This is a genomic window from Polynucleobacter sp. UB-Piko-W3 (assembly GCF_018881635.1).
Classification (GTDB): Bacteria; Pseudomonadota; Gammaproteobacteria; order Burkholderiales; family Burkholderiaceae; genus Polynucleobacter.
In genome coordinates, this window is the sequence record NZ_JACVPY010000002.1 from 1,551,633 (window position 1) to 1,576,944 (window position 25,312).

The following is a 25,312-nucleotide window of genomic DNA, read 5'->3' on the forward strand; positions in this document are numbered from 1 at the left end:
ATTAACCCAGCCAGCTCCGTTTAATCACAATTCCAATAAAAAAGACTAGAACAATACTGAGAAGAACAAACCCCAATCTACGATTACTCGCAACTAGGGCTTGTTTTGCCGAAGAATTAAATTCCTGCTTCACGCATCTGCTCGGCACTAGGCGGAGTCTCAAAAGTATGATGTGGCGCTGGTGAAGGTATTGTCCACTCCAAGCCTTTAGCACCATCCCATGGATTCATGGCTGCTTTTTGACCCTTGCCACGATAAGCAGGCATTACTACGAAGAGCAAGAAATATACTTGTGACAAACCAAAGCCCAAGGCGCCAATGGAGGCAACCATATTGAAGTCAGCAAACTGGGTTGGGTAATCCGCATAACGACGCGGCATACCAGCCAAGCCCAAGAAATGCATTGGGAAGAAGGTCAAGTTAAAGAAAATCATGGAAGACCAGAAATGGATCTTGCCACGAGCTTCGCTAGCCATATAACCTGTCCACTTAGGACACCAGTAGTAAAAACCAGCAAACATTGCAAACAAGGAGCCTGCTACCAAAACATAGTGAAAGTGCGCTACAACATAGTAAGTATCTTGAACGCCAATATCAATTGGGGCCATCGCCAAAATTAATCCGGTAAAGCCGCCCATCGTAAAGACGAAAATAAAACCGATAGCCCATAACATTGGAGTTTCAAAGGTCATAGAACCTTTCCACATCGTTGCAACCCAGTTAAAAATCTTCACGCCAGTTGGCACGGCAATCAACATCGTTGCATACATGAAGAACAACTGACCAGTCACAGGCATACCAGTTGCAAACATATGGTGAGCCCAAACGATAAATGACAAGATCGCAATAGACGATGTTGCATAAACCATGGAGCTGTAACCAAACAACGTTTTTCTAGAGAAGACGGGAACGATTTCACTGACGATTCCAAATGCTGGAAGAATCATGATGTAAACCTCTGGGTGGCCGAAGAACCAGAAAATATGCTGGAACATCACTGGGTCACCGCCACCTACAGCAGAGAAGAATGAGGTACCAAAGTGACGGTCAGTCAAGACCATGGTGATTGCACCAGCCAATACAGGCATCACAGCGATCAATAGGTAAGCAGTAATTAACCAAGTCCAGCAGAACATGGGCATCTTCATCAAAGTCATGCCAGGAGCGCGCATGTTCAAGATGGTCACGATGATGTTGATCGAACCCATAATGGAAGAGGCGCCTAATAAATGGAGGGCAAAAATTGCCATATCCATTCCAGGACCCATCTGTAAACTCAATGGAGCATAGATTGTCCAGCCGCCTGATGGAGCGCCGCCAGGAACAAGGAATGAGCCAAACAATAAGATTGCAGCCACTGGCAAAATCCAGAAGCTAAAGTTATTCATACGAGCAAATGCCATATCGGATGCGCCGATTTGTAAAGGCACCATCCAGTTAGCAAAACCAACGAAGGCTGGCATGATCGCACCGAAAACCATCACCAAGCCATGCATGGTGGTTAATTGATTAAAGAATTCAGGGCGGAAGAATTGCAAGCCTGGCTGGAATAATTCCAGACGAATTCCCAAGGCCATCACGCCACCAGCTAATAAGCTAACAAAAGAGAAAATCAAATACATCGTGCCGATGTCTTTGTGGTTGGTTGCGAACAACCAACGGCGCCAACCATGTGGCGTGTGGTCATCATGCGCATGATCGTGTGCGTGGTCTATGGTAGTAGAGACTGTGCTCATGGATTACTCCGGTTTCGTTTTATCTGTATTAATGAATGGATTACTTGCCGCCACGTGCGGTAATAATTTCTTGGGTCTGAATGACTTCACCCGTCTTATTACCCCATGCGTTACGTGTATAAGTCATGACTGCAGCGATATCACCATCAGGAATTACGCCAGCCCACTTCGGCATTGCGCCCTTACCGTTAATGAGGATGTTGTATTGGGCTGCTTTAGGACCCAAGACCATTTTGCTGCCGTCCAATGCCGGGAATGCGCCTGCACCCTTGCCGTTAGGCTGGTGACAAGCAGCGCAGTTTGCTGCGTAAACTTTTGCACCGCGCTCTTTTTGCTCGTCCATGGTGTAAACCTTAGATGGATCTTCGCCGGCACCACCCATTTCTTTTTTCTTCTCTGCAACCCAAGCTGTGTAGTCCTCTTGTGAAACAACTCTCACAACGATAGGCATAAAGGCATGCTGTGCTCCGCACAACTCAGAACATTGGCCACGGAATGTACCAATTGTTTCAGCCCTAAACCAAGTATCACGAACAAATCCTGGGATTGCATCTTGCTTTACGCCAAACGCTGGAATTGTCCAAGCATGAATCACATCATTAGCGGTAGTAATCAAACGAATTTTCTTCCCAACAGGGACAACCATTTCGTTATCTACTTCCATCAAATACGTATTTGATTTTGGTGCGAGATTATTAATTGCTTCCCGTGAAGTTGACAGGGTAGATAAGAAGCTAATGCCCTCACCTTCGCCCTTGATATAGTCATAACCCCATTTCCACTGATAACCAGTAGTTTTAATGGTGATATCTGAATTCGTTGTATCTTTCATCGCCACAACAGTTTTTGTTGCGGGTAATGCCATACCAATGACAATCAACAGCGGAATCACAGTCCAAATAATTTCAACTGTCGTGCTCTCGTGGAAAGAGGCAGATTTGTGACCCAATGATTTGCGATGCTTCAAAATTGAGTAAAACATCACCCCAAATACGCCGACGAAAATCACTGCGCAGATCACCAACATCATCCAATGCAACCAGTGGATTTCTTGCATGATTTTGGTGGCGGGCGCAGGAAAGTTCAGCTGATATAAAGCTGGGCCGCCAGGCATATTTTCTGTTGCCTGTGCAAAAGCAGTACCAAAGGCTGCTACTAGATAGAGCGAAGCCCTAGTGACTTTTCCAAATAAATTCATCTTATTCTCTGTTTATTGTCGTGAGCAAAGTGCTTAAATACCCTAGCAAATGCTCAAAAAAGCGGTTTTAAGCCATTACGTACTGCGATGATTATAGGGTTAATTGTGCACAACAACAAATCTGGATATGCTGGCTTCATTCAATCTTGACAAAGCTTAAAATGATAGTAAGCACTTACACTTAATCTAGATACTACCTAGTCTTGCGTCCAATTTGATTTGCATCGATGTAGGCAACGTTATCCTGGGTCTTGCTAAGCTGCTTTCCAATCACCCATGCATGTCCATAAACCACCTCTAAGGTCATTTTTTGGGGCAAAAAACCTTGTTTAGAGACTTCAGATGCGGGCACTTGAAGTAATTTCAGTGCCTCTAGATCGAGAAGTAGAAGTGCATCCGACTGATAATCAAGGCTGATAAATTCCATATCCATTACGGGATCAGAAAAGCGCTCTCCTAAAAGAGCATCCCCCATATCGTGCATATCCCAAGGGCTTAATAAATTCTTAAACTGAATGAGACCGGGCTCAAGGGCGTGGAGCTCCTTGCCAGTGTCAGGCCCTAAATAACTAAATGTGATCAGACCGCCCTCTCGCAAAACACGCCGACACTCGCGCAAGAAATGTCGTGGATCAGTCAAGTTCTGCAATAAGAGATTGCTCAATACCAAATCAACAGAATTATCAGGAAGATTAAATTTACCTTTTGCTAAGTAATGAGCTAAGGGGGTTGTATTTCCACGAAATAAAGAGCGCCAATGCGATATTGCTTTTGAGCGCCACATTTCTAATCCTGTAATACCCTCTTCTGTAAGACTATGAATATTGGCATAGGGATAGCGTTTTGCAAAAAATGAAAAATGCTTTCCTGGAAAATCTGGAACGATTAATACATCTTTGACATCGAGTTTAACGATATCGAGCTTTTGCAACACACGATCTGCAATTTCATCTTGTAACCATCTGATTGGCTGGGTCATTCGCTCAGTATACTCAGCGTCCCATGCGATTTCTAGAGAAGATTTTTCAATCCATTAATAGCCAAGTTTTACCAAGTGCTTGCATCGCATGCGAGCGCTATCAACAGCATTCTATTTGTGCAAACTGTTTGCAATCTTTAAATGCCAATGGCTTATTCAATTATGAATGCTGCTATCAATGTGGCATCACTCTAAATACGGGAGAGCTCAAAGAGCAGCGTTGTAAACAATGCAATCTTCATCCCCCGTATTTTGATGAGACATATTGCATAGATCGCTATGAAGGAGTGCTACAAAATGCGGTCCATCAGCTGAAATATCAAAAGCGTTTGGCATATGCGCATGGGCTTGCAAATACATGGGATCATCTTTTTTCAAAGCAACTCAAAAATGTCAAGGGAAACTATCTTCTTCCTGTACCACTCAGCACTCAAAAATTATCTGCGCGGGGCTTTAATCAAAGCTGGGAAATTGCACGCAGAATAACTTGTAATTCAAGCATACAGAAATTGCCTTACGCACTAAGACGTCATCACCATGAATTTCAACAGGCAGGGGGCAGGCTTGCTACACGACATTTAGCAATTGCGGGTATGTTTTATATTGATCCTCACTTTATTGAAGTTCTACGAGGCCAAAGCATCATCATTTTTGATGACGTCATGACTAGCGGAGCCACTCTTAATGAAATTGCCCGCATTCTGAAGGACAATGGTGCATCACACATCACTAATTGGGTTTTACTCAGAACAGTAAAAGTACCGCATGTTTAATATTGTTTTATTCGAACCAGAAATTCCGCCAAATACAGGCAATATCATTCGGCTCTGCGCTAATACTGGAGCAAAACTTCATTTGATTGAGCCTTTGGGCTTTCCCATGGAAGATGCCAAACTCCGTAGAGCAGGTCTTGACTACCATGAGTTCGCGAAAGTTAAGGTTCATGCTAATTGGACTCAATTTCTAAAAGATGAGCAACCAGACCCACAACATCTTTTTGCTTTAACAACCAAAGGCAGCGGGAAGTTTCATGAGGGTAAATATGGTCCTAATGATTACTTTGTTTTTGGCTCTGAGACCAAAGGAATTACTGAAGAAGTTCGTAACACCATTCTAGAAAAAAATCGAATGCGCTTAGCTATGCAAGATAGCAGCCGCAGCTTGAACTTATCTAATACTGTAGCGATTGTGGTGTATGAAGCCTGGCGCCAAAATGGTCTTGTGGGCGGCAAGTAAGGATTGAGTTAAACCTGAGCTTTACTAAGTTTCTATTTTTGGGTCACGGCCCATTAACTTCTTCAATGCCTCTTGTGGCGAAAGTCTTCCGGCTAGCACCTCGCCCATCATCGCCGTAATTGGCATCTCTACGCCCAAACGCTTTGCCAAGTCCCCAACTGCAGCGGCACAAAGCACGCCTTCGGCAACATGACCTAAGCCAGTCAAGATTTCAGCCAAGGACTTGCCTGCAGCAAGCTCAAGGCCCACTCGTCGGTTACGAGAAAGGTCTCCAGTTGCCGTCAATATTAAGTCGCCAACACCAGTAAGACCCATACAGGTTTCTGATCTTCCGCCTGCTGCCTTCACTAAACGCATCATCTCAGCCAGACCTCGTGTAAGGACTGCAGCACGAGCATTTAAACCCAAATCTAAACCGTCACCAATGCCAGCTGCAATTGCCAAAACGTTTTTAATGGCGCCGCCTAGCTCCACACCAATCAAATCATCGCTTGAATAAATGCGCATATTGCCATGGTGAAAAGCGGCTTGAGCTACCGTACATAAATTTGCAGAAGTACTGGCAATTGTTAATGCGCAAGGCATTCCAGAGCCTACCTCAGATGCAAAACTAGGGCCAGATAATGCGCCATAAGAATGGGAAATGCCATGGCTATGTAATTGATCTTCACGTTCAACCACTTGATGTGGCAGAAGCGCTGTAGTAGGTTCCAAACCTTTGCAAAGCCAAATGATATTTAGAGGGTATTCTGCAATTTTTAATACCTGAGCAATCGTTTCTGAAAGCGCAGACATTGGCGTTGCAATTACCAATAGATCATTAGTAGAAAGTCTTTTGATAGCGACTGAGAAGTTATTTTCTAATGTAATATTTTTAGGAAGCTGAATTCCAGGCAAATAGGAGCGATTCTCACCGCTCCTCTCAATATCTACCAACTGTTCCTTACTACGGGACCATAAACAGACATCCCCATCCTTGAGATGGCGTGCTGCTTGCACAGCCATTGCTGTTCCCCAAGCTCCAGCACCAATCAGGGTCACTTTCATGATCTGTGTGCTCGCTGTTTAGGTCTAATGAGGAAGAATTATTTTGCTCTCATCAGTGGCTCCGCTTTCTTCGCCAGCTGCCTGTTGAGCTTGCATGAGGCGGTGCTCATACATACCTTGGAAATTGATTTCATTCAGATGAATCGGCTGGAAGCCTGCGCGACTAATAATGTCAGCAATATTTGAACGAAGATATGGATACAAAATAGTTGGGCAAGCGATACCCAGCATTGGATCAATTTGTTGCGGTGGAATATTGCTGAATTCAAAAATACCCGCTTGCTTAGCCTCAACTAAAAACAAAACTTTTGAATCCACTTTTGCAGTCACAGTAGAAATAATCGCCACCTCAAAAATATCATCACTTAATGGAGTAACCCCAATATCAATCTCTACTTGTACTTGAGGCTCAGCAGCGACTGACAAAATCTGTGGTGCATTGGGCTGTTCTAAGGACAAATCCTTAAGATAAATGCGCTGAATTGCAAATCTAGGCTCTTTTGAGTTATCAGCCTCTGCTTGAGGTGCGGAAGGTTGTTCAGTCATTGCTATCTTTCTTGACAAATAAATACATTAAACCAATAAAGGATCGAGCTTGCCTGCGCGATCTAAAGCCACGAGATCATCGTACCCACCAACGTGGGTCTCACCGATATAAATTTGGGGAACCGTACGACGCCCCGTGCGAGTCATCATCAGCTCACGCTGTGCCGGATCACGATCAATCAAAATCTTTTCTAAATTGCCGACCCCTTTTTTGAGCAATAGTTTTTCAGCCATTACGCAATATGGACAAACTTGGGTGCTATACATGAGAACTTGAGGCATAGATCTATTGCTTCACTAATGGAAGAGCGGCTTGTTTCCAGGCTTGAACGCCACCGTCTAGGGTTCCGATTTCCTCAAAACCGAGTTTCTTAACCTCATTAATCGCCTTGCGAGAGTGGGCACCGGTTTCGCATACAAGCACCACTGGGTGCTTACGGTCTAATTTCAGCTTCTCAATCGCTGCTGAAATATCAGCTGGGTTAATCAATTTAGCCCCCGGTAATCGCCCCGCTTTATAAGCCGCTTCAGGGCGCAGATCCAAAACATGGGCCTTGCGACGATTAATCCAAATAGTGGCCTCAGTAGGCGACAAGCCTTTTCCGCCAATAAGCGTAGATAATGTAGGCATGAAGAGCGCAGTGCCCGAAACTAACAGGAGGGCAATCAGCGCTAAATTATCAATTTGAGTAAGAAAGTTCATCACCGGATTATAGAATGGCTCTATGAAACAACTTGTCCTTATTCGTCATGGTGAATCCACCTGGAACCTTGAAAATCGCTTCACTGGCTGGGCAGACGTTGACTTAACCCCAAAAGGGGCCGAACAAGCCATGTCAGCTGGGGAAAGTCTCAAAAAAGCAGGCTATGAATTTGACGTGGCCTACACCTCAGTTTTAAGACGTGCTATTCGTACACTTTGGCACATTCAAGATGCTATGGATTTAATGTGGCTGCCCGTAGTCCATAGCTGGCGATTAAATGAGCGGCATTACGGCGCCCTCACCGGTCTTAATAAAGCAGAAACTGCTGCTAAGTATGGTGACGAACAAGTCCATATCTGGCGTCGCTCATATGATGTGCGCCCTCCATTACTAGAGCCTGGCAATGAGCTCAATCCTAAAAATGATCAACGCTATTCAAAACTGAATGCTGCTGATATTCCTTTGGGCGAGTGCCTCAAAGATAATGTCGAGCGCGTAATTCCTTTGTGGAATGAATCCATTGCGCCAGCGCTTAAAGCTGGTAAACGCGTACTGATAGTCGCGCATGGTAATAGCATTCGCTCTCTCATTAAATACTTAGATCAAATGTCTGACGAAGCCATTATGGAAGTGAATGTTCCTAATGGCGTACCCCTTGTGTATGAGCTTGATGACAATCTCAAACCCATTCAACACTTTTATCTGAACTAGGATTAAAAAGAAATATGCGCCAATTTCTAAAGAATTTTGCTCTCATCTCAGTTGGTTTGATTGCTGGTATAGCAGCAACCATTCAACTGTCAGCAACCGCCCAGCAAGGTGCTCAGCTACCGCTCGATGAACTACGTACGCTCTCAAATGTCTTTGCACAAATCAAGCGTGAATACGTTGAACCAATTGAAGATAAGCAACTCTTAACTGATGCTGTCAAAGGTATGGTCAGCAGCCTTGATCCACATTCAACCTTTCTCGACAAAAAAGATTTTTCTGAAATGCAAGAAGCAACCTCAGGAAAATTTGCCGGCCTTGGAATTGAGATTACCTCCGAGGATGGTGTTGTTAAGGTTCTGAATCCAATTGAAGATAGTCCTGCTGCACGTGCTGGGTTACAAGCAGGTGATTTAATTACTCGCTTAGACGATAAGCCAGTACGCGGCATGTCACTTGATAAAGCAGTCCGCACGATGCGCGGTACGCCTGGCACTAAAATTACATTAACCGTATATCGCAAGAGTGAAGAGCGGAGCTTTCCAGTCACCATCACTCGCGCAGAAATTAAAGTGCAATCTGTTAAAGCAAAGATTCTCGATAACGATATCGCATGGGTTCGGGTAACTAGCTTTCAAGAACGTACTGTTCCTGATCTTGCTAAAAAGTTAACGGACCTTGCCAATCAAAACCCAAAGCTCAAGGGCATCATTCTTGATCTACGAAACAATGGCGGCGGCCTCCTGCAAGGCGCAGTTGGCGTTGCTGCGGCCTTCTTGCCAGCCGATGTAGTGGTAGTTTCTACCAAAGGCCAGGCACCGGATTCTAAACAAGTATTTAATGCCACACCAGCGATGTACCGCCTCAGCGAGCCTGGCGACCCATTGGCAGGTGTACCAGAGATTTTCAAAAAATTACCAATGGTTGTGTTGGTCAATGCCTATTCGGCTTCTGCTTCTGAGATTGTTGCGGGTGCCCTACAAGACTATAAACGCGCAACTATTATTGGTAAGACGACCTTTGGTAAAGGTTCCGTACAAACCGTACGCCCACTAACAAATGATTCTGCACTAAAGATCACCACCGCTTATTACTACACGCCGAGCGGAAAATCGATTCAGGCATTTGGCGTTAAACCTGATATCCCGGTTGATCAAAATAAAGATGGCGATCCAGACGATGTATTGATCACCCGTGAAATCGATAGTGAAAAACATCTGCGTAATAAACAATCAGCGGAAGATAAGCTCATTAAAGATCGGGAGAAGCGTCGCCTTGAAGAGTTACAACGCATTGAAGAAAAGAATGCAAAGAAAACTGCCGAAGAAAAAGAAAAGGATAAGAACAAGAAGCCGCCTGAGCTTGGTAGCGCAGATGACTTCATGCTGTCACAGGCACTTGCATTTATTAATGGTCAGCCGGTGAAGCGCTCTTCATCTAAGCTTGAGTAATTTACTGGTCTGCACATGAATGATGAGCAGTTACTTCGCTACTCAAGGCACTTACTCCTTGAAGAAATTGATGTTGCAGGCCAAGAAAAGCTCTTAAGCTCTCACGTCCTAGTTATTGGTGCTGGCGGCCTGGGAAGTGCAGCAGCCCCCTACCTCACTGCTGCTGGTATTGGCCACATTACGCTGATGGACCACGACCAAGTTGAGCTGACTAATCTACAGCGCCAAATCATGCACAGCGAGAAAAGTATTGGTAAGAGCAAGGTCAGTTCTGGAAAGCAATTTTTATCACAGCTCAATGCGGGTATTCAGATTGAAACTGTTGAGGGTAAAGCAACAACAGCACTTCTAGATGAGTTACTTCCTAGCGTTGATATTGTTTTAGATTGCACCGATAACTTTACAAGCCGCCATTTAATTAATGCGAGCTGCGTGAAGCATCAGGTTCCATTAGTTTCTGGCTCAGCTCTCCGCTTTGATGGTCAGATCAGCGTTTTTGACCCACGCAATTCAATATCGCCTTGCTATGCCTGTATCTTCTCGCCCGATGAAAATTTTGAAGAAGTCAGCTGCTCTTCAATGGGAATCTTTTCTCCACTGGTAGGCATTATTGGTGCCATGCAAGCGGCACAAGCAATACAAGTACTGATTGGTTTTGGGGATCCCTTAGTAGGCCGTATGATGCTTTGGAATGCTCGCACTACCCAGATAGATGAATTCAAAATCTCTCGCAATCCCGAGTGTTCGGTTTGCAGCAAAGTGCATTAAGCCATTAAACGCTCTAGGGCTTTAGCTTGCTCATCGGGCTCATAAGCCTTTAGGACTCTGGGGAGACGGGACTTTAACAAGCCTACATTTGCCTTTAGTATCTCGCGCTTGACCAATAAGAGCTGACTGAAGTGCATCGAGAAGTCAGTCAACCCCATACCAAGCAATAACCTGGTTAGGGAGGGATCGCCAGCCATCTCGCCACATACCGCAATTGGGACATTTGCACGTTTCGCTTGGTCAATAATATTTGCAAGCAAATGCAAAATTGCTGGATGCAATGGATCATATAAGTGAGCCACGGCATGATCCGCGCGATCAATTGCTAAGGTGTACTGAATTAAATCGTTCGTACCAATTGATAAAAAATCAAAGCGATTGATAAACAGAGGTAGGACGAGAGCGGCGGCTGGAATTTCAATCATGGCACCCACTTGAATATTGGGATTAAATGCCTGACCACGTTGATGTAACTGCTGCTTTGCTTTTTCAATCAAACGGAAGGTTTCATCAATTTCTTTGGCATGAGCCAACATCGGAATCATGATACGAGCCTGGCCGTATGCGGAAGCCCGCAAAATTGCTCGCAACTGAGTTAAAAATATTTCTGGTTCTGTTAAAGACCAGCGAATCGCCCGTAAGCCCAATGGTGATACACCAGTTTGAGAGACGTCGCTGCCGCCAGCGCCCAACGCTTTATCAGCACCCACGTCAATTGTTCTAATGTTGACAGGCAAACCATGCATCAAATCTACCACGCGGCGGTACTCTAAAAATTGTTGCTCTTCGTCTGGCAGTGCCTGCTTACGATCCATAAATAGAAACTCAGAGCGGAATAAACCAACCCCTACAGCGCCTAATTTCAATGCCTGAACCGCATCCTCCGGTAATTCAATATTGGCAGACAATTCAATCGCAACGCGATCAGCTGTTTCAGTTTTACTATGTTTGAGTTGCTTTAGCTTACGAGTCTCTTTTAAATCCAGAGTTTGTAGCTTGCGGTATTCCTCAAGGAGATTCTCGTCTGGAGCAACGACTACGACGCCTTGTTCACCATCTAAGACCAACCAATCGCCATGACGAATCATTTCGCTAGCATGGCGGACTCCCACCACAGCAGGAATTTCCATACTGCGCGCCACAATAGCAGTATGAGATGTCTTGCCACCGAGGTCTGTTACAAATCCCGTAAAAGCAGAGTCCTTGAAGCGCAACATATCGTGGGGGGCAATATCGTGAGCCACGATAATAGAATCAACACCAAGATTACCAGACGACATGATGTCAGCGCTACCTAGCGAATCCTTTTTCTGAGCATTTAAGGCTTTCACAACACGCTCAGCTACTTGTCGAATATCACTAGCGCGCTCTTTTAAATAAGGATCTTCAATATCCGCAAACTGCTCTAACAAGTCATTTAATTCAGTTGTTAAAGCCCAAGCAGCATTCATGCGTTGTGAGCGAATTAACTTTATTGGCTTTTCAGTTAAAGCAGGATCAGCAAGGATCATCCCATGAACATCCAAGAAAGCAGCCATCTCTTGGGGTGCATCTTTGGGCAAGCCTTTGCGAAGTTGATTAAGCTCTTGGCGAACTTGCTCAAAAGCATCTAATAATTTCTGCCCCTCAGCCTCTTCCTTTCCAGGCTCAACTAGATAATGACTAACCTCTAGTGCTGCACGCGAAATCAGTACCGCCTTGCCGATGGCAATGCCTTTGGATACCGGAATTCCGTGTAACGCAAAAGTCATGCTTATTCGCCTTCACCAAAGCGGTTATTAATTAATTCTGTCAAAGCCTGCATCGCCTCATCAGCCTGATCACCAACAGTCTCGAGTATTACTGTGCTGCCAATGCCAGCCGCCAACATCATGACTCCCATAATGCTCTTAGCATTGATTTGGCGTCCATTGCGTGACAACAGTATTTCACATGGAAATTGGGCGGCCAATTGAGAAAGCTTGGCAGAGGCCCTAGCATGTAAACCTAATTTGTTAATGATCTCAATTTCAGCTACTGGCATTGCGTATAGAACTCCTCAATTATTGTTCTGCAACTTTTGCACCAAGCCGCAAGATTCCGTTTTGGCCGCCAGCAAGAGCTTTTTGAGCCAGATCCTCCAAGTTCTCTCCGCGATGCGTAATGCAACGCATTAGCATAGGGAGATTTAATCCTGCAAGCACAACAACTGGCGCGCTTAACCCCGATAAAGGGCCAAGGGCTTCTAACTTAGAGGCTACATTAGCTGGTGTTGCGCCCATCACATCCGTCAAAATAAGAACGCCGTTACCAGTATTTACAGCATAGGCTGCTTTCATGACTCGATCAAAACTGGCCTTAATGTCCTCATAGGCAGGGATATCTACTGCCCTCACACGCTCTGGCGAAGCGCCGTAGGTGTGTTCAGCAAATCCCAGCATTGCGCTAGCAACAGGCGTATGGGCAACAATGACAATTCCAACCATGTTATGACAATTCCTTCTCTAGTGCTTTTAAGAAAAACTGTGAAACATCAAACCCACTTTGCTCGGTAATTTCAACAAAACAAGTGGGGCTAGTAACATTAATTTCTGTAAGGTAACCACCAATTAAGTCTAGTCCAACCAAGAATAAACCACGCTGATTAAGAATAGGCGCAAGTCTTTCTGCAATCTTCCTCTCAACTTCAGTCAATGGCATTGCCACACCTTTACCACCAGCCGCTAAATTTCCGCGAATCTCATTGCCCTGGGGAATGCGTGCCAAACTAAAAGGCACCACCTCACCGCCAATCAGTAAAACCCGTTTATCACCTTGTGCTATTTCTGGCAAAAAGCGCTGTACCATCAGGGTTCTGGCGCCATTTTCACCAAGCGTCTCAACAATACTGGCTAAATTTAAGCCATCTGACCCAACCCGGAAAATACCCATTCCGCCCATACCATCTAAAGGCTTAATAACGATATCGCGATGTGTTTGATGAAACTTTTCAACTGCACTGAGCTCACGCGTAACTAGCGTTGGTGGAATCAGCTCTGCAAACTCAGTAATCGAGAGTTTTTCTGAATGATCACGAACGGCGGCAGGATCATTCAATACTTTTGCACCCTGACGAACTGCGGCAGATAACAACCAAGTGGTATTAAGGTACTCAATATCAAATGGTGGATCAGTGCGCATGCATGCTGCAGAAAATGACTTCAAGGAACGTGACTCGATTGAACCAAGTTCAAACCAAGAAGTAGAGCTCGGCTTAATTACAAGGGTTTGACAATCTGCAACAACGAGATCATCTCTCCACAAAATATTACGGCTCTGACAAAACCATAAATGATGACCCGCTTCTTGAGTAGCACGCATTATTGCCAAAGTAGAATCTTTTTTTACTTTAAAAGATTCGAGAGGATCGGCAATAAATAGAAAGTCCATATTCTTTCGGATTAGTTAATCCGCTTCAGCATCAGGATCAGACCGCTCAAGCTCTAATGAAGCCGCTAACAATGCTAGGCGTGCAACTACCCCATATAAGTAGAAACGATTTGGGGCTGCACTACCTGGCTTGGCACTCATGTCGGGCATTGAGTTCTGCTCAAAAGCGAGTGGTACAAAATGCATGCCAGGTGCATTCAGATTTTCATCGGGGCCACGATCCGTATGAACACGATAGAAGCCTCCAATCACATAGCGATCAATCATGTATACAACCGGCTCTGCTACTGCCTCGTTGACCTTCTCAAAGGTATATACGCCCTCTTGAATCAATACATCGCTGACAGCTAAACCTTCTTTAACCACACTCATCTTGTTACGGTCTTTACGGTTCAAGTCTTTGAGCTGGGAGGGATCATTAACTACCATAATGCCCATTCCATAGGTACCAGCGTCTGCCTTTACAACAACATATGGCTTGTCTTTGATACCATATTCACGATATTTTTTGGCTGTCTTTTTGAGGATTTGCTCTACTGCAGTCTGTAGTTCTTCCTCACCTTTGCGCTCATGAAAATTTACATTAGAGCAACTTGTAAAGTAAGGATTAATCATCCAAGGATCGATATCTACCACCTTAGCAAACTTCTTAGCTACCTCTTCATAAGCTGCGAAGTGATTCGACTTACGACGGATATGCCAACCAGCATGCAAGCCGGGCAATAGATATTGCTCGTGCAAGTTTTCTAGAATTGGTGGAATGCCAGCAGATAAATCATTATTCAAGAGAATGGAGCATGGATCAAAATCTTTCAAACCCAAACGTTGCTTTTTCAAACCCAAACGAGAGAGGGGCTCCATCAATAGACGATTGCCATCTGGCAACTCAATCCATGTCGGTTTTTTAATTTCTTCTGAGAAAGTACCCAAGCGAACATTCAGACCAGCTTGACGCAAGATAGATGAAAGACGCGCAATATTTTGCAAATAGAAAGTATTGCGAGTGTGACGCTCTGGAATTAATAATAGATTTTTAGCTTCTGGACAAATCTTCTCAATTGCGGCCATTGCGGCCTGAACTGCCAAAGGCAGCATCTGAGTAGAAAGATTATTAAAGCCGCCTGGGAAAAGATTGGTATCAACCGGGGCCAGCTTAAAGCCTGAGTTACGTAAATCAACCGAGCAATAGAACGGCGGGGTATGTTCTTGCCATTCCAACCTAAACCAACGCTCGATGGTTGGGGTCGCTTCAAGAACCTTTGACTCTAATTCGAGCAAAGGACCGCTTAAGGCAGTGATGAGATGTGGAACCATTCCACCATTGTAAGATTATTAAAAGAAAGACGCGGGATCCTAGGATCCCGCGCTTAAAAACTAGGCGGCATATGAAAGCTGCCCAGTGAGGGGTAAATCTATAGATTAAGACTCGTAGGCAGCCTCGCCATGTGAGCTGATATCCAAGCCTTCGCGCTCTTCTTCTTCCTTCACACGTAAACCAATCACCATATCGATCAATTTGAATGCAATGTAAGAGACCACGCCTGACCAAATCAGGGTAGTAATCACGCCTTGAGCCTGAATCCATAATTGGCTAGCAATGGAGTAATCAGGAGCAACAGCATTAGCTACATAGTCCCAGATACCGGAACCGCCCAATGCAGGATCAGCGAATACGCCAGTCAATAAAGCACCGGAAATACCGCCAACGCCGTGAACACCGAATACATCTAAGCTGTCATCAGAACCCAACATCTTCTTGAGACCTGTAACACCCCAGAGGCAAGCAACACCGGCAAACAAACCGATTGCGATGGAGCCCATTGGGCCAGCAAAACCAGCGGCTGGAGTAATGGCAACTAAACCTGCTACACAACCAGAGGCAGCGCCCAACATAGAAGGCTTACCTTTCAGAACCCACTCAGCAACCGACCAGCTCAATACAGCAGCAGCAGTTGCTAAATAAGTATTTACAAAAGCTAATCCTGCGCTTCCGTTTGCTTCGAGTGCTGAGCCGGCATTGAAACCAAACCAACCGAACCACAAGAGTGCGGCACCAGTCATTACATAAACTAAGTTATGTGGCTTCATTGCTTCTTTGCCGTAGCCAATACGCTTGCCGATAACGTAGGAACCTACCAAGCCAGCGATAGCAGCATTGATGTGAACAACGGTACCGCCAGCAAAGTCGAGCACACCTTTTTGCCATAACCAGCCAGCACGAGCAGTAATAGCCTCAAGGGATGCAGCATCTTTGATGTCGTCAGGACCAGGCCAGAACCAAACCATGTGAGCGATTGGCAAGTAGCTAAATGTGAACCAAATGATCATGAATATCAGGATTGCAGAAAACTTAGCGCGCTCTGCAAAAGCACCAATGATCAAGCAGCAAGTAATAGTTGCGAACACTGCTTGGAAAGCCATGAATATAAATTCAGGAATCACAACACCTTTACTAAAGGTTGCTGCTACTGAATCTGGATTCATACCGCCCAAGAACAAGCGATCAAGTCCACCAATAAATGAGCTACCTTCCGTGAATGCAAAGCTATAGCCATAAATGGCCCAGAGCACAGTAATCAAAGAGAAGACCATGAAACACTGCATGCAGATCGACAGAATATTTTTGCTACGCGTTAAGCCGCCGTAGAACAAAGCCAAACCAGGAAGTGTCATTAACAGTACTAATGCTGTACATACCATCATCCAAACGGTATCCGCTTTATTACACTTTTCAGAGCAAAGAACGGGCGCAGGTTCTGCAGCAGCAGGGGTTGCAGCTGGAGCAGTTACTGCTGGCTTTTTAGCTTCGTCAGCAGCATACGCTGGCGAAGTCACAATCACACCAGTAGCGCCAATGGCCAAGGCCATAGCACCGCCAGCAACGAGTCGTTTCATCCAAGTTAACATTTTGAACCTCTCTTTAAAGTGCTGACGCGCCGGTTTCACCGGTGCGAATACGAATGACGTGCTCAACTGAAGTGACAAAAATCTTGCCATCACCAATCTTGCCCGTACGTGCAGATTTTTCAATTGCTTCAATAGCACGCTCTAAAATGCCATCTTCAACAGCAGCTTCAATTTTTACCTTCGGCAAAAAGTCGACCACATACTCAGCACCGCGATACAACTCAGTGTGTCCTTTTTGACGGCCAAAGCCTTTAACTTCAGTGACGGTAATGCCCGAAACTCCCACTTCCGAGAGAGCTTCGCGCACTTCGTCAAGCTTGAAGGGCTTGATGATTGCGGTAATTAATTTCATATGTTTCTCCGTTTAGAGGTGGAAATTAGAAAGTTTTGGTAAGCGATACAACAGCGCCAGCTTTTCCGAGGTTGCTTCCATTTGGGCTTGAATAAGCATATGAACCCTTAACTGTTGCAGCGGTTGTACCTACATAAGCCGCTGAAGCAGATAAGCCACCACCAAAGTCTTTAGTCACACCCAACTTCCAGTCGGTATATGAATATAGGGTGCTATTGCTAATAGCGCCTGTTGAACTTCCTGACTGATACTGAGTTCCCTGCCAATTGGTCGTGCCAGCCTTTTGACTACCAGCGACATATTGATAGCCTACGTGTCCATTAAGAGCTAAACCCCAAAAACCAGTGTCATAGTTCATTGTTAGATCTGGGTAGTAAGAGCCAGTTGAGTTTATATTTCCAAATAATGGTGAAACAGCATAAGAAAACTTAGCAAAACCAGTTACAGGACCGAATGTAAAGTTCTGCGCTACATAGATTTCTGTTGTATTCGGATTGGCAAAGTAACCATTGGTATTGGGAATACCTGAAGTTGGGTAGTAGTACTGCAAGACACCTAAGTCTGATGCAAAACCTTCTCCAATCAACTCTTTCTTAATACCAGCATAAAAATCCATTTCGATTGGTGCGCTTACCTGACCGATGGTGGAACCCTTTCCAGAATTACCGCCATTAGGACCATAAGCATCGCCAATCCAGCTAATCGAGCTGTTCCAGTTACCAATGTAGACACCACTCTCGTGAGCGTAGTCAAAGCCACCTTGAATCGCTGGCTTAAAGTTTGACTGGCTGATACCACGGTAACGATAGTCGTTGACTACGGTCACGTTAGCTGTAATCGGGCTAGCTTCTGGAGCCTCTGCTGCAGGGGCTGTTTGTGCAAAAGCGGTAGTAGCCAACAAGCTTGATGCTGCTAGCGCGATCGCTGATTTTTGCAAAGTTTTCATGTGTTACTCCTTACTGGTTGTAATAAAAAATGGGGTGAATGCTTAATGCATGAAGCGATATTGATGGGTTGGGCATTCATAGATTTGTCGCAAATCCCCGAAATAAGGCACCTGCACTTTTTTGGTGCTTAATATTGCACCATGTGCGTGAATTTTGAGCTTTTCAGGCTTTTTTTAGGCTTTTTGCCCATTTCTAGCTACCCAACATAAAATATCAATATGTATCTTTTATGCAACTTTTCATAGAACTGCGAACCCTATCATGCAAAAGCCAGGCGAAATCCTCGAGCAAATTCAACGTATCGCCAGTGATATGCAAAACAAAGTGGGCGACGCTATTCGGAATTCACCAGCGCAAGAGATTGAAAAAAATGTTCGCGCAATGATGAACCAAGGTTTTCAGAAAATGGATTTGGTTACTCGTGAAGAGTTTGAGTTACAAACTAAAGTTCTTGCAAAGACTAGAGAAAAGTTAGAGGCACTTGAAGCTAAGGTTGCTACTCTGGAAAAAACTCATTAAAGAAGTTTGCATACTCTTCTTTAGATAGCAGTGTTTTTGCATCATCAGTATTAGCGTTTACATGCAGTACCGATATTTGATAAATCCACGCATCTCCATTACTGGCTTGCCTTGTGATCCAGCGTACTTTCATTTGTTGCTGCGCTTTACCATTTGATTTAAAGGCGATGAAGTAATCTATCGTTGGTAGTCGTTGACGATTGCTAGTCTGGTATGTTGCTACCTCTTCAGCCACCATACCACCAGAGACTTTTGCCCTCTCAAGTAAATTATCTTTTAACTGTCTAATAATTTTCTCTGTTGCTGCGGCTTGATTAGCTGATACTTGTATCGAGCTAATAGAGTAAATGTCATTATCGATTTTTACCGCCTCGAGCGTTTGTTGAAGCTCTTGCTCTTGATAAGGAATGCGGCGCTCTAATTTATCGGGCTTGCCTGGAAATAAAGCGGTATATCTCTCTTGGGGTGATTGCACTGTGCGCCAATCTAACTTGGGGCTACAGGCTATTAGAAGAATTAATCCCGCCAGCAGTAAACCAGCCTTGCAGGCTCTAAACAATACCTGCTCCATGAGCTTGTTCATCTGCGTGATAGCTAGAGCGCACCATTGCACCAACTGCGGCATGGGAGAAGCCCATAGAGTATGCCTTTTCTTCAAACATCTTGAAAACATCAGGATGTACATAGCGCCTCACTGGAAGGTGGTGGCCTGATGGAGCAAGGTACTGACCAATGGTAAGCATATCGATATTGTGCTCACGCATATCGCGCATCACCTCTAGAATTTCTTCGTCTGTTTCACCAAGACCGACCATCAAACCACTCTTGGTTGGAATATGGGGAAAGCGCTCTTTGAAGTCTTTCAAAAGCTTTAAGGAGTGCAGATAATCAGCGCCTGGTCTGGCTTCCTTATACAGACGCGGCACGGTTTCTAAATTATGGTTCATCACATCTGGCAAACCATTGGGCGCATGCTCAGTAAAAATATCTAAGGCTTTATCTAAGCGCCCACGGAAGTCGGGAACTAGAACTTCAATACGGGTACTAGGAGAGAGGTCGCGTGATTGAGAAATGCAATCGACGTAATGCATTGCGCCACCGTCGCGCAAGTCATCGCGATCGACGCTAGTAATCACTACATAATTTAATTTCAGCGCCGCAATAGTGCGTGCTAAGTTAGCCGGCTCTTTTTGATCCAGTGGATCTGGTCTACCGTGGCCCACATCACAGAAAGGGCAACGACGGGTGCACTTATCGCCCATGATCATGAAGGTAGCGGTGCCTTTACCAAAACACTCGCCAATATTGGGGCAACTTGCCTCTTCACAAACAGTAACCAATTCATTTTCCCGGAGGATCTTTTTGATCTCGTTAAAGCGAGAATTTCCAGAGGCAGCCTTTACCCGAATCCAGTCTGGCTTTTTCAGAACCTCTGCTAGCGGAATGATCTTGATCGGAATGCGCGCAGTCTTCTCACTCGACTTTTGTTTACGAGTTGCATCGTAGCTGAGGTCTTGACGAAGCTCTATAGTCGTCTTGGTATCGGTCTTATTGGTGGTCATGTGACATCAGTTGCTTTTGTAAATGCTCTAAAAGCCTTTGGCTAATAGTGTCTCCATTGTCCTTTATCCCAAGGGTTTGCATATCAACCGTCTTTAAGCCCTCATAGCCGCAAGGGTGGATACGGCCAAAAGCCTCAAGATCGGTTGCCACATTAAGCGCTAGACCATGATAGGAGCAGCTTTTAGAGACTTTAAGACCCAAGGCAGCTACCTTTGCCCCAACCCACTCTAATGGCACCCCAGACTGTTCCGAAACATAAATACCGGGTGCTCCTGGATGTCTTTCTGCCTTAATTCCAAAATCTGACAAGGTGTCGATGAGCGCTTGCTCAATGCGAGAGACCAATTCTTTTACAAAGATGCCTAGGCGCTTGAGATCAAGCAAAAGATAGATCACGATTTGACCAGGTCCGTGATAAGTAATCTCGCCACCACGATCAACTTGCACTAGCGGAATTTGATTGCTAGGCGAATGCAAATTACTAGCATCACCCGCAAGCCCTAAGGTAAACACGGGTAGATGCTCTAAAATCCAAATCTCATCAGGTGTTGCGCTATCTCGCCCCTGAGTAAACAGTCGCATCGACTCATAGGTAGAGACGTAATCTACTAAACCAAGATGCTTTATTAAAGCAGGCATGACAATAAATTACAGAACAACACTAACTAGCGGATGGGTAGATAAGGTTCTATATAGCTCATCTAGCTGCTCACGACTTGTAGCTGTAATTGGCAAGGTAATGCCTAGGTAGTTACCATCCTTAGACGGTCGTTGCTCAACCTTAGTCTCATCAAATGTTGGATCAAATTGTTTTGCAATATGAATGATTGCTGGCAGATATTCTGGATTAGCTTTGCCCATCACCTTAATCGGAAATGGGGAAGGATATTCGATGAGTGATTTTTCTTCGGCCATATAACTCTCTGATTTTTCTTATTGCTTACGGTGATCTGGCATGCCCAACCAGGCGCCAGTAATGATGTTACGAATGCAATGTAATCTACGATGAAAGAAGTGATCTGCCCCAGGAACTACTTGTACAGTAAGCTCTTGTGGACGCGCCCAGTCCAAAACATTAATCAAGGGAATGGTTTCATCTAACTCTCCATGAATGAGGATAGTGTCTGCTGGTACTGGGGCTAGCGTCCATTTACCTGCAGCACTCCCCACCATCACCAAGCGTTCTGCAGGGCGGCCAAGATCAACAAGTCGTTGGACCAAGTGACTACCAACAAAGCTACCGAAAGAGAATCCAGAAACTGCCAGCGGTAAAGTGTTTGCGCTTGAAACCCAGGCTTGATTGGCAGTAGCCTCAAATTCAGACCAACTTGGAGGGGTGCGCATCCAATCGGTGACATGCAATAGATCCTCCAACTCGCCAACACCTTCATCATGCACGCCAGCAGTACCGCCTACACCCCGAAAATTAGGGCGCACGCTGACATAACCCAGTTGATTGAAAGCACGTGCCATGGTCTGCGCTACTTTGTTATCCATTGTGCCGCCCATCAGTGGATGAGGGTGCGCAACCAATGCCAAGCCGCGGACTGCAAAAGAGAGGTCACTTTTTAATTCATCTGGTAGATCGATAGACATTTCCATCGCACCAACTATGCCTTCAATGTGAATTACTTTTGTACGGCCGTTCATTAGAAAACTTTCAAGTAGCTATGACAACTGCAAGCGCTCAACTGGGTGGCCGGCAATTAAATGTGATTGAATAATTTCTTCAACATCATCTTGATCCACTAAGGTGTACCAAACACCTTCTGGGTAGACTACCATCACAGGGCCATCAGCACAACGATCCAAGCATCCTGCTTTATTCACACGAATCTTTTCAGGTCCGGCGAGTCCAAGCTCTTTGACTCTTTTTTTTGCATACTCAAATAATGCAAATGCATTATGACGATCGCAGCAATCTTCGCCATTACTGCGTTGGTTTAAACAGAAAAAAAGGTGATGTGAAAAGCTCATAGGAAAATTATATTCGTCAATGTTTCGGTTTTAGTTCAGCCGCGTTATAGATCATCCAAACTAAGGCAATTGGTAACCATACCACCGATACCCATTTCATTAACTCATTAAAGTGCAGTAAGCGCCCCTGATACCAATGCCGTAAGCTCAAGATGAAATAGGGATTATCGGGCAAGACATTAATAGCAATAGTGGCAGTGACTAAACAAAACAATGCCAAGTAAAGTCTTCTTTTTTGATTAAGGCTTAAAGCCCACCTCAATAAAATGCTTGCTAATAACATTCCCCAAAGGGCTCCGGCTGTTAGCCATATCAAGCTAAACTCTCCACCGAACTGAAGAGCGGTAAAAAAAGTTTTCATCACCACAGTTAAGCAGAGTAATCCATTGAGAATTCGCCACTGCGGAGCCTTAGTACGCAAGCCTGAGGAAAGTAACAGAGCAACGCCAAGCCAACAGAGCGCAGTAATCACAGTTTCTTGAGCTATATGATTAATGACTAAGGTTCCCCAATCAATCGAACCAAAAATAGCATGGCCCCATACCCCAGTACCCAGCCATGAACTTTGGGGATAAATTTGCGACCATGGAAATAATAAAAAAAGTGCGCATGCAGCCCAGTTAAGACCAAACCATTGATCAAAGCGACGACGGATGACGCTGCCTGATAGCCATTGTGGCCCCAGAGGAATCGCCAATAAACCCCCCAATAAACCCCCTAATAAATTTGCCCACCAATCCATCTGACTAGGGATGCGGGTTGGTAGCCAGGACTGGAGCGTTTCGACAGTCAATGCAAGCAGAGCACTAAGTGCTAAGGCGATACTTAATGCCACAAAATTACGCCAACGGGGATAAGCAGCAAAAACCAGTAAAAACCCAAAAGGAATGTATGCCAGGATATTGATAGAAACGTCAAATAGGGTAATAAAGCGAGGAAGCGGTGCCTGAATCCAGTCCGAAGCATCAATACCGTTGCGGAAATCAAAATCAAAAGGATTTAAGCTGACATAGATAATCAGTAGCGCATAGCTCAGGCTCATTGCCCTAGCCAAAGGCATGGCCTGTAGAGGCCATACAAGCTTATAGGGACGCTGGTCTTTTTGATCCATCCCACAATTCTAGGGCAGACCTTTCTACAATGGCGAAATGACTGCCAATTGCATCCTCGAACGCGTTGCCCAAACTAAATCTACCAATGATGATCTTTTAGAGCGCTGGCGTGCTGGGGAACTCATTGACCCGGTAGCGCGCATTGCCCACAAACAAACTGCTGGTAAGGGCAGAGCTGGGCGCACTTGGGTAGCCAATCCAGAAGACTCGCTCTGTTTTTCATTGGCGTTTCCATTCAAAAGAAAGCCTGCTGAACTGACCGGGCTTAGTCTCTTAGTAGGGTTGGCAGTGATTGCTGGAATCGCACAAGCATGTGATTTAGATAAAGCCATGCTCTACCAAACAGGTCTGCGCCTGAAGTGGCCTAATGATCTACTGCTGAATAACGCAAAACTTGGCGGCATCTTAATAGAAGGTGGTCAAGTAAAGACGGATGATCCAACTTGGATGATCATTGGTATTGGCATGAACTTACGCAATGCTGAGCAAATTGAAAGTAGTTTAGGAGGTCAATCAGGCTTAAAGGTTGCTACCCTTGATCAATTTCTTCCGTCGCAAGCAATCCTGCCTGATGTGGAATACCTCTGGCTAAAACTGATTGCCTCTCTAGAACATCATCTGAGTGAATTTGATCAGTATGGTTTTGGAAGCTATCAAGAGCAATGGAAAACGTGGGATGCCTATCTAGGTCAGACCGTATGTGTATCTGGTGCGGGAAAGGAACCCATCTATGGCATTGCTCAAGGCATAGATCAAACAGGCGCATTACTATTGCAACAAGCTGATCAAACGATTGCCATCCATGCAGGCGACATTTCTTTAAGAGTACAAACATGAGCCTTTACTTGCTATTTGATGTTGGTAATACGCGCCTTAAATGGGCTGCAGTTGAATCAACACAACAGCCATCAGATCGACAAAAAAAACTGTGGGCTTACTCTGGATCCATCAGCAGTAAATCCTTGGCCTCTACTGAACATAGAGCTGAGCTTGCAGATTACATTACTAAAACTTTACCCAAACCCGATGCTATTGGGCTTGCTTGTGTTGCTGGTAAAGAAGTTATTGAAAATCTTCAATCACTATTTCCGCAATGGAATGACATATCCTGGAAGCAGCTCAAGGGTGACAGCCAGTTCAACGGCCTACGCACTCTCTACCAAGATCCAAGTAAGCTTGGCGCAGACCGCTGGGCCGCCATGATTGGGGCGCGCGCCCTATCTAACACCAACACGCTCATCATTAATGCTGGCACAGCCACAACCATTGATTTGCTTGGCTCTAATGGCGTTCACTACGGCGGATGGATATTGCCTGGACTTGAATTAATGCAAAAAAGTCTGGAAGGAAATACTGCTCAATTACCGCTTGCAGTTCGTGACGATACCAGCAATGGTTTTGGTTTATCTACGAATAACGCAATCATTAGTGGTTGCGATGCTGCACAAATCGGTGCCATTCAATATGCAATTCAATTAGCAAAACAAATGAATCATCCTATTGAAAGAGTTTGGATCGATGGTGGCAATGCCAAAATTTTGGCTACTGAGATGAGTAAATTGAAAGCACAATCTTCATTAGCGGTAGAGTCAACCGAAACCATTGAAGGCTTAGTGCTTCGCGGTATTTGGGCCTGGCTATTGCAAAATCTTTAAGAGCGGATCTTGCCTAATAGGCTAGTGGTAGAGCGCTCATATAGAAACGGAATAGCTATTGCTTTTCCACCCCAAGTCTTCACCAAACGTGTTTCTGCCAGAGCATCAATCTCGTAATCACTGCCCTTGACATAAATATCGGGACGGATTTTCTCAATCAGGCTGACCGGTGTTTGCTCAGTAAAGAGCACCGCCATATCCACACTTTCAAGGGCTGCTAATAAAGCCTGGCGATCTGCTTCAGAATTAATTGGCCTGTCATCACCCTTGCCCAGCATCCTGACGGAAGCATCTGAATTAACGCCCACTACTAAGCTGGCTCCTAAAGCACGAGCCTGGGCTAAATAGCTCGCATGTCCACGATGGAGTATGTCAAATACCCCATTGGTAAACACTAGAGGCCTGGGAAGTTTTGCAATACGAGCAGTTAGCTGATCTAAAGGGCAGACCTTAGACTCAAAAGAAGGTGGAAGCAAAGCAGTCATGACTCAATATTAAT

The 25,312-nt window shown here is 45.0% G+C and carries 32 protein-coding genes; 8 read left to right on the forward strand and 24 right to left on the reverse strand.

The annotated features are described in order from the left end of the window. Window position 1: 1 nt before the first annotated feature. The 4 genes from ICN31_RS08235 to ICN31_RS08250 all read right to left on the reverse strand — a co-directional run bounded on the left by ICN31_RS08235 (window position 2) and on the right by ICN31_RS08250 (window position 3,913). Complete coding sequence (locus ICN31_RS08235; protein WP_216260346.1) at window positions 2–217, reverse strand: cytochrome oxidase small assembly protein; 216 nt, start codon at window positions 215–217, stop codon at window positions 2–4. Beyond that, a complete protein-coding gene (ctaD, locus tag ICN31_RS08240) occupies window positions 117–1,736 on the reverse strand; it encodes a cytochrome c oxidase subunit I (protein WP_216260347.1) in 1,620 nt (539 codons plus the stop codon). Before ctaD ends, ICN31_RS08235 begins: the two co-directional genes overlap by 101 nt. A gap of 40 nt (window positions 1,737–1,776) precedes the next feature. Further along, window positions 1,777–2,934, reverse strand: coding sequence for a cytochrome c oxidase subunit II (coxB, locus tag ICN31_RS08245; protein WP_216260348.1), 1,158 nt, complete (start codon window positions 2,932–2,934; stop codon window positions 1,777–1,779). Between the two features lie 193 nt (window positions 2,935–3,127). Continuing rightward, on the reverse strand, window positions 3,128–3,913 hold the full coding sequence (locus tag ICN31_RS08250; RefSeq protein ID WP_216861408.1) for a class I SAM-dependent methyltransferase: 786 nt from the start codon (window positions 3,911–3,913) through the stop codon (window positions 3,128–3,130). A gap of 23 nt (window positions 3,914–3,936) precedes the next feature. On the opposite strand from ICN31_RS08250, the gene ICN31_RS08255 reads away from it, so the two are divergent. Together ICN31_RS08255 and trmL are read left to right on the forward strand one after the other, a co-directional pair. Next, complete coding sequence (locus ICN31_RS08255) at window positions 3,937–4,686, forward strand: ComF family protein (protein WP_216260349.1); 750 nt, start codon at window positions 3,937–3,939, stop codon at window positions 4,684–4,686. Beyond that, the gene (trmL, locus tag ICN31_RS08260) at window positions 4,679–5,149 is read left to right on the forward strand and encodes a tRNA (uridine(34)/cytosine(34)/5-carboxymethylaminomethyluridine(34)-2'-O)-methyltransferase TrmL (RefSeq protein WP_216260351.1); all 471 of its coding nucleotides are present in this window, start codon (window positions 4,679–4,681) and stop codon (window positions 5,147–5,149) included. Before ICN31_RS08255 ends, trmL begins: the two co-directional genes overlap by 8 nt. Before the next feature lie 24 nt (window positions 5,150–5,173). Here trmL and ICN31_RS08265 read toward each other — a convergent pair whose 3' ends face one another. Genes ICN31_RS08265 through ICN31_RS08280 form a run of 4 tightly spaced genes read right to left on the reverse strand, consistent with a single transcriptional unit; the run spans window position 5,174 to window position 7,445 of the window. Further along, entirely contained in the window at window positions 5,174–6,196 is a 1,023-nt protein-coding gene (locus ICN31_RS08265; protein ID WP_216260354.1) for an NAD(P)H-dependent glycerol-3-phosphate dehydrogenase, read from the reverse strand. A gap of 24 nt (window positions 6,197–6,220) precedes the next feature. After that, complete coding sequence (gene secB, locus ICN31_RS08270; RefSeq protein WP_216260355.1) at window positions 6,221–6,742, reverse strand: protein-export chaperone SecB; 522 nt, start codon at window positions 6,740–6,742, stop codon at window positions 6,221–6,223. A 27-nt stretch (window positions 6,743–6,769) separates the two neighbouring features. Further along, window positions 6,770–7,024: a glutaredoxin 3 gene (gene grxC / locus ICN31_RS08275; protein WP_088525441.1), complete on the reverse strand. Its 255-nt coding sequence runs from the start codon at window positions 7,022–7,024 to the stop codon at window positions 6,770–6,772. Between the two features lie 4 nt (window positions 7,025–7,028). After that, entirely contained in the window at window positions 7,029–7,445 is a 417-nt protein-coding gene (locus ICN31_RS08280) for a rhodanese-like domain-containing protein (RefSeq protein ID WP_216260358.1), read from the reverse strand. Window positions 7,446–7,467: 22 nt separating this feature from the next. On the opposite strand from ICN31_RS08280, the gene gpmA reads away from it, so the two are divergent. The 3 genes from gpmA to ICN31_RS08295 are packed head-to-tail and all read left to right on the forward strand — an operon-like array spanning window position 7,468 to window position 10,373. After that, entirely contained in the window at window positions 7,468–8,157 is a 690-nt protein-coding gene (gpmA, locus tag ICN31_RS08285; protein ID WP_216260359.1) for a 2,3-diphosphoglycerate-dependent phosphoglycerate mutase, read from the forward strand. A gap of 14 nt (window positions 8,158–8,171) precedes the next feature. Continuing rightward, window positions 8,172–9,605, forward strand: coding sequence for a S41 family peptidase (locus tag ICN31_RS08290; protein ID WP_216260360.1), 1,434 nt, complete (start codon window positions 8,172–8,174; stop codon window positions 9,603–9,605). A 15-nt stretch (window positions 9,606–9,620) separates the two neighbouring features. Then, window positions 9,621–10,373, forward strand: a complete 753-nt coding sequence (locus ICN31_RS08295) for a HesA/MoeB/ThiF family protein (RefSeq protein ID WP_216260361.1) — start codon at window positions 9,621–9,623, stop codon at window positions 10,371–10,373. Here the strand turns inward: ICN31_RS08295 and ptsP are convergent. From ptsP to ICN31_RS08335, 8 genes are all read right to left on the reverse strand, one after another. Then, complete coding sequence (ptsP, locus tag ICN31_RS08300) at window positions 10,370–12,124, reverse strand: phosphoenolpyruvate--protein phosphotransferase (protein ID WP_216260362.1); 1,755 nt, start codon at window positions 12,122–12,124, stop codon at window positions 10,370–10,372. The genes ICN31_RS08295 and ptsP overlap by 4 nt on opposite strands. Before the next feature lie 2 nt (window positions 12,125–12,126). Beyond that, window positions 12,127–12,396 carry an HPr family phosphocarrier protein gene (locus ICN31_RS08305; protein WP_216260363.1) on the reverse strand — a complete coding sequence of 90 codons (270 nt, stop codon included), beginning with the start codon at window positions 12,394–12,396 and terminating at the stop codon, window positions 12,127–12,129. Between the two features lie 19 nt (window positions 12,397–12,415). Further along, the gene (locus tag ICN31_RS08310; protein ID WP_216260364.1) at window positions 12,416–12,838 is read right to left on the reverse strand and encodes a PTS sugar transporter subunit IIA; all 423 of its coding nucleotides are present in this window, start codon (window positions 12,836–12,838) and stop codon (window positions 12,416–12,418) included. A 1-nt stretch (window position 12,839) separates the two neighbouring features. Beyond that, window positions 12,840–13,781 (reverse strand): glutathione synthase, encoded by a 942-nt coding sequence (gene gshB, locus ICN31_RS08315; protein WP_216260366.1) that lies wholly within the window; start codon window positions 13,779–13,781, stop codon window positions 12,840–12,842. Between the two features lie 15 nt (window positions 13,782–13,796). Next, a complete protein-coding gene (gene gshA / locus ICN31_RS08320; protein WP_216260367.1) occupies window positions 13,797–15,095 on the reverse strand; it encodes a glutamate--cysteine ligase in 1,299 nt (432 codons plus the stop codon). Window positions 15,096–15,200: 105 nt separating this feature from the next. Beyond that, complete coding sequence (locus tag ICN31_RS08325) at window positions 15,201–16,688, reverse strand: ammonium transporter (RefSeq protein ID WP_216260369.1); 1,488 nt, start codon at window positions 16,686–16,688, stop codon at window positions 15,201–15,203. A gap of 13 nt (window positions 16,689–16,701) precedes the next feature. Next, window positions 16,702–17,040 carry a P-II family nitrogen regulator gene (locus tag ICN31_RS08330; protein ID WP_088525451.1) on the reverse strand — a complete coding sequence of 113 codons (339 nt, stop codon included), beginning with the start codon at window positions 17,038–17,040 and terminating at the stop codon, window positions 16,702–16,704. 25 nt (window positions 17,041–17,065) lie between these two features. After that, window positions 17,066–17,986, reverse strand: a complete 921-nt coding sequence (locus ICN31_RS08335; RefSeq protein ID WP_216260371.1) for a TorF family putative porin — start codon at window positions 17,984–17,986, stop codon at window positions 17,066–17,068. Between the two features lie 262 nt (window positions 17,987–18,248). Here ICN31_RS08335 and ICN31_RS08340 point away from each other — a divergent pair, with 262 nt between their 5' ends. Then, the gene (locus tag ICN31_RS08340; protein WP_216260373.1) at window positions 18,249–18,506 is read left to right on the forward strand and encodes an accessory factor UbiK family protein; all 258 of its coding nucleotides are present in this window, start codon (window positions 18,249–18,251) and stop codon (window positions 18,504–18,506) included. Here ICN31_RS08340 and ICN31_RS08345 read toward each other — a convergent pair. The 7 genes from ICN31_RS08345 to ICN31_RS08375 are packed head-to-tail and all read right to left on the reverse strand — an operon-like array spanning window position 18,484 to window position 23,157. After that, window positions 18,484–19,089 carry a hypothetical protein gene (locus ICN31_RS08345; protein WP_255530942.1) on the reverse strand — a complete coding sequence of 202 codons (606 nt, stop codon included), beginning with the start codon at window positions 19,087–19,089 and terminating at the stop codon, window positions 18,484–18,486. The genes ICN31_RS08340 and ICN31_RS08345 overlap by 23 nt on opposite strands. Next, window positions 19,058–20,068 (reverse strand): lipoyl synthase, encoded by a 1,011-nt coding sequence (gene lipA / locus ICN31_RS08350; protein WP_216260375.1) that lies wholly within the window; start codon window positions 20,066–20,068, stop codon window positions 19,058–19,060. Before lipA ends, ICN31_RS08345 begins: the two co-directional genes overlap by 32 nt. Next, the gene (lipB, locus tag ICN31_RS08355) at window positions 20,055–20,708 is read right to left on the reverse strand and encodes a lipoyl(octanoyl) transferase LipB (protein WP_216260377.1); all 654 of its coding nucleotides are present in this window, start codon (window positions 20,706–20,708) and stop codon (window positions 20,055–20,057) included. Before lipB ends, lipA begins: the two co-directional genes overlap by 14 nt. Before the next feature lie 9 nt (window positions 20,709–20,717). Next, window positions 20,718–20,984 carry a YbeD family protein gene (locus tag ICN31_RS08360; protein WP_216260379.1) on the reverse strand — a complete coding sequence of 89 codons (267 nt, stop codon included), beginning with the start codon at window positions 20,982–20,984 and terminating at the stop codon, window positions 20,718–20,720. A gap of 18 nt (window positions 20,985–21,002) precedes the next feature. Beyond that, window positions 21,003–21,719 (reverse strand): alpha/beta hydrolase, encoded by a 717-nt coding sequence (locus ICN31_RS08365; RefSeq protein WP_216260380.1) that lies wholly within the window; start codon window positions 21,717–21,719, stop codon window positions 21,003–21,005. Between the two features lie 18 nt (window positions 21,720–21,737). Next, a complete protein-coding gene (locus ICN31_RS08370) occupies window positions 21,738–22,046 on the reverse strand; it encodes a ferredoxin (protein ID WP_216260381.1) in 309 nt (102 codons plus the stop codon). A 16-nt stretch (window positions 22,047–22,062) separates the two neighbouring features. After that, the gene (locus ICN31_RS08375; protein WP_216260382.1) at window positions 22,063–23,157 is read right to left on the reverse strand and encodes a VanZ family protein; all 1,095 of its coding nucleotides are present in this window, start codon (window positions 23,155–23,157) and stop codon (window positions 22,063–22,065) included. A 37-nt stretch (window positions 23,158–23,194) separates the two neighbouring features. Between ICN31_RS08375 and ICN31_RS08380 the strand changes: the two genes are divergently transcribed. Then, window positions 23,195–23,995: a biotin--[acetyl-CoA-carboxylase] ligase gene (locus tag ICN31_RS08380; RefSeq protein ID WP_216260383.1), complete on the forward strand. Its 801-nt coding sequence runs from the start codon at window positions 23,195–23,197 to the stop codon at window positions 23,993–23,995. Further along, window positions 23,992–24,813: a type III pantothenate kinase gene (locus tag ICN31_RS08385; protein ID WP_216260384.1), complete on the forward strand. Its 822-nt coding sequence runs from the start codon at window positions 23,992–23,994 to the stop codon at window positions 24,811–24,813. The genes ICN31_RS08380 and ICN31_RS08385 overlap by 4 nt, the downstream gene beginning before the upstream one ends. Here the strand turns inward: ICN31_RS08385 and rfaE2 are convergent. After that, window positions 24,810–25,298, reverse strand: a complete 489-nt coding sequence (rfaE2, locus tag ICN31_RS08390) for a D-glycero-beta-D-manno-heptose 1-phosphate adenylyltransferase (protein ID WP_216260385.1) — start codon at window positions 25,296–25,298, stop codon at window positions 24,810–24,812. The genes ICN31_RS08385 and rfaE2 overlap by 4 nt on opposite strands. Window positions 25,299–25,312 lie beyond the last annotated feature (14 nt).

Bases quoted from the DNA above. Each gene is read 5' to 3' on its own strand.
- ICN31_RS08340 (WP_216260373.1), top strand. From the start codon at position 18,249: ATGCAAAAGCCAGGCGAAATCCTCGAGCAAATTCAACGTATCGCCAGT.
- ICN31_RS08330 (WP_088525451.1), bottom strand. From the start codon at position 17,040: ATGAAATTAATTACCGCAATCATCAAGCCCTTCAAGCTTGACGAAGTG.
- ICN31_RS08295 (WP_216260361.1), top strand. From the start codon at position 9,621: ATGAATGATGAGCAGTTACTTCGCTACTCAAGGCACTTACTCCTTGAA.
- ICN31_RS08385 (WP_216260384.1), top strand. From the start codon at position 23,992: ATGAGCCTTTACTTGCTATTTGATGTTGGTAATACGCGCCTTAAATGG.
- rfaE2 (WP_216260385.1), bottom strand. From the start codon at position 25,298: ATGACTGCTTTGCTTCCACCTTCTTTTGAGTCTAAGGTCTGCCCTTTA.
- gpmA (WP_216260359.1), top strand. From the start codon at position 7,468: ATGAAACAACTTGTCCTTATTCGTCATGGTGAATCCACCTGGAACCTT.
- ICN31_RS08235 (WP_216260346.1), bottom strand. From the start codon at position 217: ATGGTGCTAAAGGCTTGGAGTGGACAATACCTTCACCAGCGCCACATC.
- ICN31_RS08290 (WP_216260360.1), top strand. From the start codon at position 8,172: ATGCGCCAATTTCTAAAGAATTTTGCTCTCATCTCAGTTGGTTTGATT.
- lipB (WP_216260377.1), bottom strand. From the start codon at position 20,708: ATGCCTGCTTTAATAAAGCATCTTGGTTTAGTAGATTACGTCTCTACC.
- ctaD (WP_216260347.1), bottom strand. From the start codon at position 1,736: ATGAGCACAGTCTCTACTACCATAGACCACGCACACGATCATGCGCAT.
- ICN31_RS08325 (WP_216260369.1), bottom strand. From the start codon at position 16,688: ATGTTAACTTGGATGAAACGACTCGTTGCTGGCGGTGCTATGGCCTTG.
- ICN31_RS08365 (WP_216260380.1), bottom strand. From the start codon at position 21,719: ATGAACGGCCGTACAAAAGTAATTCACATTGAAGGCATAGTTGGTGCG.
- ICN31_RS08375 (WP_216260382.1), bottom strand. From the start codon at position 23,157: ATGGATCAAAAAGACCAGCGTCCCTATAAGCTTGTATGGCCTCTACAG.
- ICN31_RS08380 (WP_216260383.1), top strand. From the start codon at position 23,195: ATGACTGCCAATTGCATCCTCGAACGCGTTGCCCAAACTAAATCTACC.
- ICN31_RS08280 (WP_216260358.1), bottom strand. From the start codon at position 7,445: ATGAACTTTCTTACTCAAATTGATAATTTAGCGCTGATTGCCCTCCTG.
- ICN31_RS08305 (WP_216260363.1), bottom strand. From the start codon at position 12,396: ATGCCAGTAGCTGAAATTGAGATCATTAACAAATTAGGTTTACATGCT.
- ICN31_RS08335 (WP_216260371.1), bottom strand. From the start codon at position 17,986: ATGAAAACTTTGCAAAAATCAGCGATCGCGCTAGCAGCATCAAGCTTG.
- gshB (WP_216260366.1), bottom strand. From the start codon at position 13,781: ATGGACTTTCTATTTATTGCCGATCCTCTCGAATCTTTTAAAGTAAAA.
- ICN31_RS08250 (WP_216861408.1), bottom strand. From the start codon at position 3,913: ATGACCCAGCCAATCAGATGGTTACAAGATGAAATTGCAGATCGTGTG.
- ICN31_RS08360 (WP_216260379.1), bottom strand. From the start codon at position 20,984: ATGGCCGAAGAAAAATCACTCATCGAATATCCTTCCCCATTTCCGATT.
- ptsP (WP_216260362.1), bottom strand. From the start codon at position 12,124: ATGACTTTTGCGTTACACGGAATTCCGGTATCCAAAGGCATTGCCATC.
- lipA (WP_216260375.1), bottom strand. From the start codon at position 20,068: ATGACCACCAATAAGACCGATACCAAGACGACTATAGAGCTTCGTCAA.
- gshA (WP_216260367.1), bottom strand. From the start codon at position 15,095: ATGGTTCCACATCTCATCACTGCCTTAAGCGGTCCTTTGCTCGAATTA.
- ICN31_RS08265 (WP_216260354.1), bottom strand. From the start codon at position 6,196: ATGAAAGTGACCCTGATTGGTGCTGGAGCTTGGGGAACAGCAATGGCT.
- ICN31_RS08370 (WP_216260381.1), bottom strand. From the start codon at position 22,046: ATGAGCTTTTCACATCACCTTTTTTTCTGTTTAAACCAACGCAGTAAT.
- ICN31_RS08345 (WP_255530942.1), bottom strand. From the start codon at position 19,089: ATGAACAAGCTCATGGAGCAGGTATTGTTTAGAGCCTGCAAGGCTGGT.
- secB (WP_216260355.1), bottom strand. From the start codon at position 6,742: ATGACTGAACAACCTTCCGCACCTCAAGCAGAGGCTGATAACTCAAAA.
- ICN31_RS08310 (WP_216260364.1), bottom strand. From the start codon at position 12,838: ATGGTTGGAATTGTCATTGTTGCCCATACGCCTGTTGCTAGCGCAATG.
- coxB (WP_216260348.1), bottom strand. From the start codon at position 2,934: ATGAATTTATTTGGAAAAGTCACTAGGGCTTCGCTCTATCTAGTAGCA.
- ICN31_RS08255 (WP_216260349.1), top strand. From the start codon at position 3,937: ATGCGATTTCTAGAGAAGATTTTTCAATCCATTAATAGCCAAGTTTTA.
- trmL (WP_216260351.1), top strand. From the start codon at position 4,679: ATGTTTAATATTGTTTTATTCGAACCAGAAATTCCGCCAAATACAGGC.
- grxC (WP_088525441.1), bottom strand. From the start codon at position 7,024: ATGCCTCAAGTTCTCATGTATAGCACCCAAGTTTGTCCATATTGCGTA.